The sequence below is a fragment of the Plantibacter sp. Leaf314 genome, from assembly GCF_001423185.1.
Taxonomy (GTDB): Bacteria; Actinomycetota; Actinomycetes; order Actinomycetales; family Microbacteriaceae; genus Plantibacter.
This window is the reverse complement of record NZ_LMOB01000001.1, coordinates 2,079,055-2,091,145: the sequence shown is the minus strand read 5'-3', so window position 1 is coordinate 2,091,145 and position 12,091 is coordinate 2,079,055. Positions and strand designations below refer to the sequence as shown.

The 12,091-nt window shown below is 69.7% G+C and carries 11 protein-coding genes; 7 read left to right on the top strand and 4 right to left on the bottom strand.

The genetic code is table 11. The annotated features are described in order from the left end of the window. Positions 1–161: 161 nt before the first annotated feature. Positions 162–869 (top strand): DUF805 domain-containing protein, encoded by a 708-nt coding sequence (locus tag ASF68_RS09905; RefSeq protein ID WP_056009782.1) that lies wholly within the window; start codon positions 162–164, stop codon positions 867–869. Between the two features lie 8 nt (positions 870–877). Here ASF68_RS09905 and ASF68_RS09900 read toward each other — a convergent pair whose 3' ends face one another. Together ASF68_RS09900 and ASF68_RS09895 are read right to left on the bottom strand one after the other, a co-directional pair. Next, positions 878–2,116 carry an RNA polymerase sigma factor gene (locus ASF68_RS09900; protein WP_056009780.1) on the bottom strand — a complete coding sequence of 413 codons (1,239 nt, stop codon included), beginning with the start codon at positions 2,114–2,116 and terminating at the stop codon, positions 878–880. A gap of 13 nt (positions 2,117–2,129) precedes the next feature. Next, a complete protein-coding gene (locus ASF68_RS09895; protein WP_056009778.1) occupies positions 2,130–2,573 on the bottom strand; it encodes a YciI family protein in 444 nt (147 codons plus the stop codon). Positions 2,574–2,786: 213 nt separating this feature from the next. Between ASF68_RS09895 and ASF68_RS09890 the strand changes: the two genes are divergently transcribed. Next, positions 2,787–2,990, top strand: a complete 204-nt coding sequence (locus tag ASF68_RS09890; RefSeq protein ID WP_056009776.1) for a three-helix bundle dimerization domain-containing protein — start codon at positions 2,787–2,789, stop codon at positions 2,988–2,990. 153 nt (positions 2,991–3,143) lie between these two features. Further along, the gene (locus ASF68_RS09885) at positions 3,144–3,944 is read left to right on the top strand and encodes a sugar phosphate isomerase/epimerase (protein ID WP_056009774.1); all 801 of its coding nucleotides are present in this window, start codon (positions 3,144–3,146) and stop codon (positions 3,942–3,944) included. Between the two features lie 132 nt (positions 3,945–4,076). Here ASF68_RS09885 and ASF68_RS09880 read toward each other — a convergent pair whose 3' ends face one another. Next, complete coding sequence (locus ASF68_RS09880) at positions 4,077–5,354, bottom strand: HNH endonuclease signature motif containing protein (RefSeq protein WP_056009773.1); 1,278 nt, start codon at positions 5,352–5,354, stop codon at positions 4,077–4,079. A 73-nt stretch (positions 5,355–5,427) separates the two neighbouring features. Beyond that, positions 5,428–7,464, bottom strand: a complete 2,037-nt coding sequence (locus ASF68_RS09875; RefSeq protein WP_056009771.1) for a beta-galactosidase — start codon at positions 7,462–7,464, stop codon at positions 5,428–5,430. Positions 7,465–7,691: 227 nt separating this feature from the next. On the opposite strand from ASF68_RS09875, the gene ASF68_RS09870 reads away from it, so the two are divergent. From ASF68_RS09870 to ASF68_RS09855, 4 genes are all read left to right on the top strand, one after another. Continuing rightward, the gene (locus ASF68_RS09870) at positions 7,692–8,993 is read left to right on the top strand and encodes an ABC transporter substrate-binding protein (RefSeq protein WP_056009769.1); all 1,302 of its coding nucleotides are present in this window, start codon (positions 7,692–7,694) and stop codon (positions 8,991–8,993) included. Between the two features lie 184 nt (positions 8,994–9,177). Continuing rightward, entirely contained in the window at positions 9,178–10,047 is an 870-nt protein-coding gene (locus ASF68_RS09865; protein ID WP_235522636.1) for a carbohydrate ABC transporter permease, read from the top strand. 3 nt (positions 10,048–10,050) lie between these two features. Next, the gene (locus ASF68_RS09860) at positions 10,051–10,956 is read left to right on the top strand and encodes a carbohydrate ABC transporter permease (protein WP_082455980.1); all 906 of its coding nucleotides are present in this window, start codon (positions 10,051–10,053) and stop codon (positions 10,954–10,956) included. 94 nt (positions 10,957–11,050) lie between these two features. Beyond that, entirely contained in the window at positions 11,051–12,064 is a 1,014-nt protein-coding gene (locus ASF68_RS09855) for a LacI family DNA-binding transcriptional regulator (RefSeq protein WP_056009767.1), read from the top strand. The last annotated feature ends 27 nt before the right edge of the window (positions 12,065–12,091 follow it).

Sequence of the window (12,091 nt, the reverse complement as noted above, 5' to 3'; positions counted from 1 at the left end):
CGCTCCCCGGGCCTGTCGCCCTCTCCGGTCCCCGAGCTCCCTCTCCGGTCCCTGAGCTCCCCCTCCGGTCCCTGAGCCTGTCGAAGGGCGGCATCCACTCGGCCTCAGCTGTCGGGTGACGCCATACTGGTGTCACCTCGACCCGCGATCCGGAAGCAGCCATGACGTATCCTCCGAACCCTCAGTCGCCTTCTGGTCAGGCCCCGTACGGCCAGCAGCCGTACGGCCAAGCCCCCTCCGGCCAGCAGCCCTACGGCCAGCCCCAGTACGGCCAGGCCCCCTACGGCCAGCCGCAGTACCAGGCACCCGCGCCTCGCGGGGCCACCTCGCCGGACGACCTGTCCCTGCCGCTCTACGGCGCGACGTTCAGCCAGGCGAGGCGACGCTTCTTCAAGCAGTACGCGGACTTCTCGGGTCGTGCATCGCTCAGCGAGTACTGGTGGGCCAGCTTGTTCACCACCCTCGTCATGCTCATCCCGACGCTGTTGGTGACCATCGGTGCGGCCCTCGTCGCGGTCACCGCCACGACGACGGCCGTGCAGCAGCAGTCCCGGTACGACAACGGGTACACCGGGGAGTTCGACGGGGTCGACCTGGGTGCCACGGGCATCGGTGTCAGCGTGATCGTCCTGATCGTCGGGGTGGTCCTGTTGCTCATCGCGTGGGTGGCGCTCTTCGTGCCGAGCCTCGCGCTCACCTGGCGTCGCCTCCACGACGCAGGCTTCCCCGGCACGTACTACTTCTTCACCCTCGTGCCGTCGGTGGGCAGCGTGATCGTGCTCGTCATGGTGCTGTTGCCGTCGAAGCCGGAGGGCCAGCGGTTCGACGTACCGGCCCAGGCGCCTGCTCAGGTGCCGGCCAAGGGCTGAACCGAACCTCACGCGGGCAGGGCGGCGACCTTCCGGAGGAGGACGTCGCGCTCGCGCTCGTTCGTCGCGAGGTGGGCGGCGGTCGTGAGCTCCGACCGTGCCTCCTCGGTGCGACCGAGCTGCGCGAGCAGTTCCCCGCGCACGCTCGGGAGGAGGTGTGAGCCACGGAGCATCGGGTCGTCGGCGAGGGCGTCGACGATGCGGAGGGCGGTCGCCGGGCCGGTCGCCATCGACACCGCGATGGCACGGTTGAGCTCGACCACCGGGTTCGGGGCGATCCTGCCGAGCGCCTCGTAGAGGATCACGATCCGCTCCCAGTCCGTCGCCGCGACGCTCGGGGCGACCGAGTGGCACTGCGCGATCGCCGCCTGGAGTCCGTAGGCGCCCCGGCCTCGTCCGAGTGCGTCGGCCCGGTCGAGTGCCGCCGAGCCGCGGACGATCTGTGCGCGATCCCAGCGGTCGCGGTGCTGGTCCGCCAGGAGGATCGCCGAGCCGTCGGGCGCCACGCGGGCGGCGAAGCGCGAGGCCTGGAACTCCATGAGGGCGACGAGGGCGTGCGCCTCCGGTTCGCGGGGCACGAGCGCGACGAGTCGACGACCGAGTCGCAGTGCCTCGTTCGCGAGCTCGGAGCGGATCCACGACGACCCGCTCGTCGCCGCGTACCCCTCGGTGAACAGGAGGTACACGACGCCGAGCACGGCCGACAACCGTTGGCGCCACTCGGCGGGGTCCGGCGCCTCGAACGGGGAGCCTGCTGCCGCGAGGGTCTGCTTCGCCCGGGTGATCCTCGCCTGCACGGTCGGCACCGGGACGAGGAGCATCCGGGCGATCTCGCGGGTGGTCAGGCCGCTGACCACCCGGAGGGTGAGCGCCACCTGCGACTCCCGCGACAGCACGGGGTGGCAGGCGGTGAAGACGAGCCGGAGCACGTCGTCTCCGATCGGTTCCCAGTCGTCGTCACCGACCTGCTCGAGGTCACGGGCGATCGCCCGGTACCGCTCGTCGAGAGCCGCGCGCCGCCGCCAGCCGTCGATCGCCCGCCGTTTGGCGACCATGGTCAGCCAGGCACCCGGGACGCGCGGCACCCCGTCGCGTGGCCAGTGTTCGAGGGCCTCGAGCAACGCCTCCTGGGCCAGGTCCTCGGCGAGCCCGAGATCGCCGGTCAGCTTGGTCAGCGTCGCGACGATCTGGGCGCTCTCGATCCGCCAGACGCCCTCGACACTGCGGCGGACGGCGTCGTCGGTCATGGTCGTGCCGGGCTCAGGCCGGGTCGGCAGCGGGCTTCGGGGTGCCCTCCTGAGCGCGCCACTCCTCCTCCTTCTGGAGGTACTCGTTGTCGGCGTGGTCGGCGAAGTCCGACATGTCGGTGATGCGGCGCACCTCGATCTTGTTGCCGGGGGCGAGCGGCGCGCGGCTGGCCCACTCGATCGCCTCCTCGCGGGTCGCGACCTCGATGGTCCAGAACCCGTTGAAGAGTTCGTGCAGTTCGCCGTAGGGGCCGTCGGTCACGATCGGGGCCTCCGTCGTGAACTCGACGACGGCACCCTGCGCCGCGTCGGTGAGGCCGTCACCGCCGACCATGACGCCGGCGGCGATCATCGACTCGTTGTAGGCGCCCATCGCGTTGATCACCGCTTCGAAGTCCATGTCCTCGAGCTTCTCGACGGATCCGCTGTTGCGCATGATGAGCATGTATTTCGACATCGTCTTCTCCTGGTTTCCGGGGCGCGATCGCCCGCCTCACTACGACGTCGAACGGCGGATGGGGAAATCGACATCGCGGTCAGGATAGCTCCGACGGGCGTCCGACGGGGAGGGTGAACGGGGCACTGCCGGGAGGTGTCCGGCGTGCGAACAGCGGCGGACGGAAGCCGAGGTTCACAGCCCGGACAACACCTGTGGGCCGATACTGGAGGCATGGCAACCGACATCGACCACGAAGAGATCATCCGTCAGCTCACCGAGAAGCTGAGCGACAAGTACTCGGGGGTCGATTCCGCCCGGATCGGCGCGCTCGTGCGCGAAGAGGTCAGCGCGCTCGCCGAACGACCGGTGCAGGACTATGTGACCGTCCTCGCCGAGCGCGCGGTCAAGAAGACCCTGAAGCGCTCCGAGAAGTAGCGGCGGGGCGGCATCGGCTCGCTCGCGCCCAGCCTGGGTCGATAGACTCGGCGCGGGTACTTTTGTCGATCTGTCGACAGAAGCGGTCCGACCGGCGTCGGTGACGCGGTGGGCCGCCCCTCGGTGCCCGCCCGAAGCTACGAAGGAGTACCCATGAGCGCACCGTCCGTGCAGCTGTACACCGTCCGCGACGCCATCGCCGAGGACCTGCAGGGCGCCGTCGCCCGCATCGCCGAGATCGGCTTCACCAAGGTCGAGCCCTACGCGTTCGTCGAGCGCGCCGCCGAGTTCGAGACGGCGTTCGCAGCCGCCGGAGTGACGGCACCGTCCGGCCACGCACCCGTGATCGACGCCGCCGACCCGGCCGTCGCGTTCGACGCCGCCTCGCGGCTCGGCATCGGGACGGTCATCGACCCGTTCATCCCGACCGACCGCTGGCAGACCGCGGACGACGCCGCTCGCCTCGCCGAGCGGGTCAACGAGCTCGCCGTCCAGGCAGCCGCCTCCGGCTTGAAGTTCGGCTACCACAACCACAACTGGGAGTTCTCGACCCACGTCGACGGCCGCCCCATCTTCGAGCTGTTCGTCGAGCAGCTGTCGCCCGAGGTCGTCCTCGAGATCGACACCTTCTGGTCGACCGTCGGTGGTGCGGACACCCCCGCGTTCCTGCGTTCGCTCGGCGACCGCGTGCAGTTCCTCCACATCAAGGACGGCATCATCTCCGGAGACATCGCCACCGCACTGCCGAGCAGCGAGAGCGCACTCGTCGTGCCCGACGCCCTCGCGCAGGCGTTCGCGAACCAGCAGCCCGCCGGCCAGGGTCAGGTCGACATCCCGGCGATCCTCGCCGCCGCGCCGCACGCGACCCGTGTGGTCGAGTTCGACGGCTACAGCAAGGAGATCTTCGGCGGCGTCGCCGAGTCCTTCGCCTGGCTCGCCGAGCACGACAAGTAGCACGCACCTCGACACTTCGACAGGCTCAGTGCGGCGCAGCTCGGTGACCGGGCTCCGGTCCCTGAGCTTGTCGAAGGGCACGCCGAACGCGGGCACCTCGGTCCCTGAGCTTGTCGAAGGGCACGCTCTCGCTCAGAACGGCGGATCGGCGTCCGGTACCGTCCGATGCCGCTTGCCGTCAGGTGTCGTCCAATCCAGGACCCCATCGGGCCGGTGGTCGAGCGACCACCCGGGCAGGTGCTTCAGCCGGTGATGATGTCGGCACACGCAGGCCAGATTGCCGACACTCGTCGTTCCGCCGTCGGCCCAGGCGACCGAGTGGTCGAGGTCGCAGACCCGTGCCCGCCGCCCGCACCCGGGTGCCCGACACGTGACGTCTCGCAGGCGGACCGCCCGTTGGAGATCCGCGGGCACGCGGTATTGCTGCCGCCCGACCGAGAGGACCGAACTCGTCTCCGGGTGGGTGAGCACCCTCGTCATCGAGGGCGCGTTGACCGCGAGCCTCGCCGCGGTCTCGGGGTCGATCGGGCCGTAGCCGTCGAGGATGGACGGGGTCTCGGTGACCCCCAAGAGGCTGAGTACGGGCACGGTGAGGTTCACCGTCGGCTGGAGGTCGTCGAGCACCTCCACCGGCCGGGCGATCGGCGACCGTCGGCCCTGGTGGTCGGTCTGGTCGGTTGTGGTGACGCCGCTGACGCAGAGCGAGCCGAGCGCATCGGCACGCAGCTGCTGGCAGGTGCGGTCGTCGTCCGTCAGGTGGGCCGCGCCGACGAGCGCGTCGAGCCGTTCTCCGATCGCGATGGCGACGGGTGCCGTGGTGAACAGGTGCACCCACGCCATGCCGTCGGCCGCGGGCTCGACCTCCACCCGGCGGTGGGCCGCACGCACCGTGATGGACTCGGGGTGGAGGCGCTCGCGGAGGACTCGACACCGCTGCTGCAGCCGCGCGACGGTCGACTGCTCCGCGATGGGCAGGATCCTCTCCACGAACGCGGCGCGACCGTGCGCGGGGATGTCTCGGAGCTGATCGGTGATGGTCCGCGCGTGACGGCCCGAGATGCGGCCGGCCTCCAATGCGCTGAGCACCGCCGGGGCATCGGCGACGAGCCGTTCGGCGTCGCCGGTGGCCCGTTGCACGGTGTGTTCCGAGGAGCGCGTCGCCATGGCGAGTGCGGCGCAGGCGGACCGACGGACGAGCGCCTTCCGCTGTGCGGGCGTCTCGTCGTGCGAGACCAGGCTGTCCGCCATCGCGTCGGCGAGGGCCGCGGACCGGGCCAGCAGGCGAGCCTCCCGGGCGTCGAGTGCGGCACGCTCGCGCGCGATGGTGGAGAACTCGTCGGAGAGCGCCGCGAGCTGCTCCTCGAAGACGTCCACCGCGCGCAGCGGGAGCGTGGTGGAGGTCTCGGTCATGACTCCAGTCCACCACGGACCACTGACATTCGAGATGACCAGTACGCGGCGGGGGCGTCCCCGCCGCGCCGCCCTACCCGCGCAGCGGCGTCCGCACCACCCGCACGGCACCCGCCGGGATCCGCACCGCGCCCGCGACCACCGGGTCGCCGGTCAGCAGTTCGACGGTCCCGTCGGTCACGAGTTCCGCGTCCGTGTCGCCATGGTTGATCGCGACCGTGAACGACGCCTCGTCGCCCCAGCGGGTGACGACCTCGAGCCCGAGGGCTGGCACCGGCGGTGCGTCGACGCCTGCCTGCTCCAGGGCTTCGGACAGCAGTTCCGACAGCCCCGCCTCGTCGAGCTTCGTCGAGACGTACCAGGCGGTCCCCGCGCCGAAGCGGTTGCGGGTCACCGCGGGGCTCCCGGCCGCCGGTCCGGAGCGGTACGAGGAGACGGCCTCCGCACCCTCGAGGACGATGTCGTCGGTCCAACTCGATCCGGTGCGACCGTCGTCGAGCTCGACGGTCTCGTGCTCGTGGAGCGGCAGGAACTCGGGGACGGAGAGTCCCAGCACCCGGCGGAATGCACCGGGCGCGCCGCCCTCCCACACCGCGTCGTGCTCGTCGACGACGCCCGAGAAGTACGACACCACGAAGCTGCCGCCGTCCTCGACGTAGCGGGTGAGGTTCTCGGAGGTCTCGCGGTCCGCGAGGTATAACGACGGCGCGAGCACGAGGCGGTAACCGCTCAGGTCGGCGTGCGGGTGGACGAAGTCGACCGTGACGCCGGCCCGCCAGAGGGCGGCGTAGTAGGCCTCGACGCGTTCGCGGTGGTCGAGTTCGACGGAGGGGCGCCACTCCAGGTCCTGGGCCCAGAACGACTGCACGTCCCAGAGGATCGCGACCTCGCTCCGCACGCGAGAGCCGACGAGTTCGTCGAGGCGGCCGAGGTCCTGTCCGAGGGCGACGACCTCGCGCCAGATCCGGCTCTCGGTGCCGGCGTGGGGGAGCATCGCCGAGTGGAACTTCTCCGCACCGGATCGGGAGGCACGGAACTGGAAGTAGAGGATCGCGTCGGCGCCGCGGGCCAGGTGGCTCATGCTGTTGCGGGCGAGCTCACCGGCGCGCTTCGCGATGTTCCGCGGCTGCCAGTTGACGGCCGACGTCGAGTGCTCCATGAGGATCCACGGGTCGCCGCCGGCGAGGGAGCGGGTCAGGTCGGAGTCGAGGGCGAGCAGGATGTGGTTGTCCGCGCGCTCGGCGACGAGGTAGTAGTCGTTGGCGACGATGTCCACCTCGCGACTCCAGGCCCAGTAGTCGATCGACCGGCAGTTGGTGGCCATGAAGTTCGTCGTGACCGGCACCTCCGGCGCGTGGCGCTTGATGATGTCGCGTTCGGCGACGTAGCACTCGAGCAGGGTGTCGGAGGTGTAGCGCGCGAAGTCGAGGCGCTGCGTCTGGTTGACGACGGAGGCGGACACCCGCGGGGCGTCGATCTCGTCCCACTCGCCGTAGTCCTGGCCCCAGAACCGGGTGCCCCAGGCGGCGTTGAGGGCGGCGACGGAGCCGTACCGACGCTGCAGCCAGGCGCGGAAGGCGAGCACGGAACCGTCCGAGTAGTCCTCGCTGATCGGTGCGCCGTACTCGTTGTGCACGTGCCACAGCACCACGGCGGGGTGTGATCCGTAACGCGCGGCGAGCTGCTCGGTGATCGCCGCGGCCGCCCGACGGTAGGCGGGGGAGCTGGGGCTCGCGATACCGCGTGAGCCGTGGCCGAGCCGCAGGCCCTCGCGGGTCACGGGGTGCGCCTCGGGGTACCGCTTCCAGAACCAGGCGGGCGGGACGGTCGTCGGGGTCGCGAGGTCGACGGAGATGCCCGCGTCGTGCAGGAGGCCGATGATCTCGTCGAGGAAGGTGAAGTCGTACTCGCCCTCGCGCGGTTCGAGGACCGCCCAGGAGAAGATGCCGACGCTCACGAGGTCGACACCGGCGGCCTGCATGAGGGCGATGTCCTCGAGCCAGGTCTCGCGCGGCCACTGCTCGGGGTTGTAGTCGCCGCCGTAGCGGAGGCCGGTGCTGCCGGGGATCCAGGTGGCCTGGGCGGTGAGCGGGTCGAGCTCGATGGTCATGCTGCGTCTCCTGTGACTCAGTGGGCCGAGAGGGATCCGATCGATCACCTGGCTGTGTGCGCTCCCAGTTCTATCACAGCCCGGACTGCCAGTGGAGTGAGCAATCTGATTGTTGACAAGCTGAACTCGGTGTGAATAACTGTAACCGCTCACAGGTACAACGACGTTCTCCATCGAAGCGTCGCTGCCCCGCACCAGAGCGCCCCAGCTTTCGACAAGGAGGACGAATGCGCAGCACGCTTCGCCACATCGGCATCGCCACGGTCGCCACGACGGCTCTACTGCTCTCCGGATGCTCGGCATCCTCGGGCGGCACCGAGTCCGGCCCCGTGAAACTCACCTACTGGGCCTGGGCGCCCAACCTCGAACAGGTCGTCGAGCTGTGGAACGAGGACCACCCCGACATCCAGGTGGTCGTGCAGAAGCAGGACGGCGGAGACCCGGCCATCACCAAGCTGCTCACCGCGATCAAGGCCGGCAGCGGCGCACCCGACCTCATCCAGGCCGAGTACCAGAAGATCCCGACGCTCGTCGCCTCCGACGCCCTCGCCGACATCTCCGAGCAGGGCGCCGCCGACCTCAAGGACGACTTCTCCGACGGCGTCTGGAACTCCGTGACGCTCGGCGGCGACGCGGTCTACGCCGTGCCGCAGGACTCGGGCCCGATGATGGCGTACTACCGCACCGACATCCTCGACAGCCTCGGCCTCAGCGTCCCGACGACGTGGGACGAGTACGCCGAGGTCGCCCGTGCCGTGCACCAGGCCGACCCGACGAAGTACCTCGGCACCTTCTCCGCGAACGACGCGGGTTGGTTCGCCGGACTCGCGCAGCAGGCGGGCGCCTCCTGGTGGTCCATCGACGGCGACAGCTGGGGCGTCGACATCGACGCCGGCCCGACCGAGCAGGTCGCGTCCTACTGGGGTGAGCTCGTCGAAGAGGGCGCCATCGACAACAAGCCGATGTACACGCCCGAGTGGAACGCCGGACTGAACGACGGCTCGCAGGTCGGCTGGATCTCCTCCGTCTGGGCCCCCGGGGTCCTCGGCGGCAACGCTCCCGACACCGCGGGCAAGTGGACCGCAGCGGAACTCCCGCAGTGGGACACCTCGAAGCCGTCCAACGGCAACTGGGGTGGTTCGTCCACCGCGGTGACGACGCAGTCGAAGCACGCGGCCGCCGCCGTCGAGTTCGCCACCTGGTTGAACACCGACCCGAAGGCCGTCGCGGCCCTCGCCGACGTCTCGGGCGTCTACCCGGCCGCGACGAAGGTCGCCGCCGACGCCCTCACCACGTCGCCGGAGTTCTTCAGCCAGCAGAGCGACTTCTACGACATCGCGTCGAAGGCCTCAGAGTCGGTCGCGCCGTTCACCTACGGCCCGAACGTCAACGTCGCCTTCAGCGCGTACAACGACGAGTTCGCGAAAGCGGCCGAGGCGAAGACCGCGCAGGCCTTCTCCGACGCCGTGGCCGCGATGCAGTCCATCACCATCGACGACCTGAAGAAGAGCGGCTTCTCGGTCAAGTAGTCCCCGCGGGGCCGGCTCACCGAGTCGGCCCCGCTCCCCGCTCCCGCACTCGACCCAAGGACCCGGCATGGCTGCACCATCGACGCTGGACACGATCCGGCCCACCCAGGACCCGCCCCGCGGCTCGCGCCGACCGGCCCGGTCGCGGAAGAACCTGAAGAACCGGGTCCTCATCCCGTACGTGATGCTCGCCCCCGGCATCATCCTGTTCCTCGTGTTCATGGCCGCGCCCATCGTGTACACGCTGTTCCTCAGCTTCCAGAAGAAGCAGGTGACGGGCCTCGGCCTCGGCTCCGGTGGACGCACGACCGCGTTCGCCGGTTTCGAGAACTACCTCGGCGCCTTCGGCGATGCGGAGTTCGCGGCGAGTGTCGGCCGGGTGCTGCTGTACGGCCTCATCCTCATCCCGTGCATGCTCGGCCTCGCACTCCTCTTCGCGCTGCTGCTCGACTCCCGACGCACGCGGGCGGTCTCCTTCTCGCGGATCTCGATCTTCCTGCCCTACGCGGTGCCCGCCGTGATCAGCTCGCTGCTCTGGGGCTTCCTCTACCTGCCTGCGGTGAGCCCCTTCTACGCGATCTTCGACAGCCTCGGGTGGAACGCCCCCGAGATCCTGTCGTCCGGCACGATCATCTTCGGCATCGCGAACATCGCCCTCTGGGGTGGCGTCGGCTTCAACATGATCGTCATCTACACCTCGCTCAAGGCCGTGCCGAGCGAGATCTACGAAGCCGCCCGCATCGACGGTGCGAGCGAGGTCCAGATCGCCCTGCGGATCAAGATCCCGATCGTCGCCCCGGCCCTCGTGATGACCGCGCTGTTCTCCATGGTCGCGACGCTGCAGGTGTTCGCCGAACCCACCACGCTCCGACCGCTCACCAACAGCCTGTCCACGAGCTGGTCGCCACTCATGCTCGTCTACCGCGACGCGTTCACCCGCGACGACATCTACTCGGCCGCCGCGACCTCGATCATCATCGCCGTCGCCACCTTCATCGTCTCCTTCCTCTTCCTCCGGGTCGTGCAGAAGCGAGCCTTCGGTCAGGAGGACTGACACATGACGACCACCCTTCGACCCGACAAGACGGCCAGCCCGCGTCGCCGCGAGCGCGCCGGCAGCACGACCATGCGGTCCGACCGACCCAGCGGGATCTCGACCGGCATCCTCATCCTCGGCGCGATCTACTGCCTGTTCCCCGTGTTCTGGGTGCTCATGGCGTCGACGAAGAGCAGCGGCGAGCTGTTCTCCACCTTCACCCTCATGCCGAGCACCCACCTGTTCGACAACATCGTCGAGCTCACCCAGTACCGGGACGGACTGTTCTGGCGCTGGATGGTGAACACGGCGCTGTACGCGGGCATCGGTGCGATCGCCTCCACCTGGGTCTCCGCGATCTCCGGCTACGTGCTCGCGAAGTTCGACTTCCCCGGCAAGCGGACCGTCTTCAGCATCCTGCTCATGGGCGTCCTCGTGCCCGGCGTGATCCTCGCGATCCCGCAGTACTTCCTGCTCGCGAACGTCGGCCTCACGAACACGTTCTGGGGTGTGCTGCTGCCGCAGATCATCAGTCCGTACGGCATCTACCTCGCCCGCATCTACGCGGCCGCAGCCGTGCCGACCGACGTCATCGAGGCCGCCCGCACCGAGGGTGCCGGCGAGTTCCGGATCTTCGGACGGATCGCGATGCCGATGATGCTGCCCGGTCTCGTCACGATCTTCCTGTTCCAGTTCGTCGCCATCTGGAACAACTTCATGCTGCCGTACATCATGCTCGGCGACGACTCGCTGTTCCCCATCACCGTGGGGCTCAACGGGCTCCTCAACCAGGGCGCCTCGGCACCGGCGCTCTACACGCTCGTGATCACCGGTGCGCTGCTTGCGATCGTCCCGCTCATCCTGATCTTCCTCATCCTGCAGCGGTTCTGGCGCGTCGACCTCGCCGCCGGCGCTGTGAAGGCATGAAGCACGGTGGCGTGAGGCGCGGTGGCGTGAGGCACGGTGGCACGCGGTGCAGCGCCCATCGGACCGCGGAACGCCCCCGCACTAGGCTGACGGGATGACCACCGTCCCGTCCCGTCGGCGCCCGACGATCGACGACGTCGCGGAGGCCGCCGGCGTCTCCCGCGGCACCGTCTCGCGGGTGCTGAACGGCGGCCGATGGGTGAGCCAGGACGCGAAAGCCGCGGTCGACGCGGCCATCCGCAAGACCGGGTACCGGGTCAACCCCCACGCCCGCAGCCTCGCCACGAACCGCACCGGCTCCGTCGCGTTCCTCCTCACCGAGAACCACCAACTGCTCTTCGAAGACCCCAACTTCTCCATGCTGCTGACGGGGGCCGCCCAGGCGCTCGCCGAACGGCAGCTGTCGCTCGTGCTCATCATGGCGGGCAGCGCGGCCGAGCAGGAGCGTGCTCTCGCGTATATCGAGGCCGGACACGTCGACGGCGTACTGCTGGTCTCGGCGCACAGTGGGCAGCGACTCATCAGTGACATCGTCGATTCGAAGGTGCCGGCGATCGCCTGTGGCATCCCGCTCGGATTCCAGAAGCGTCTCGGCTATGTGGCCGCCGACGACCTCGAGGGGGCGCGCGAGATGGTGGCCCACCTGCGGAGCCTCGGCCGCGAGCGCATCGCGACCGTCGCCGGTCCGGCAGACACCCCGGGAGGGGTGACGCGGCTCGAGGGCTACCGGCTGGAACTCGGCGACGCGTTCGACGAACGGCTCGTGCGGCACGGCGACTACGGACGGGCGAGCGGCGAGGCGGCCATGCGCGAGCTGCTGGCGGCCGACCCGACGATCGACGCCGTGTTCGTCGCCAACGACCGCATGGCCGCCGGCGCGATCGACGCCCTGCACGCCGCCGGGAAGCGGGTCCCCGAGGACGTCGCCGTCGGCGGCTTCGACGACTCGAGCATCGCGCTCGGCACCGAGCCGGCGTTGACGACCATGCGGCAGCCGTTCGAGCGGATCAGTGCCGAGATGGTGCGGTTGCTGCTGCAGGTCATCGAGGGCGAGCGCCCCGCGGCGATCACCCTCCCGACGGAACTCGTGGTCCGCGACTCGGCGTGAGCCCTTCGACAAGCTCAGGGACCGGAG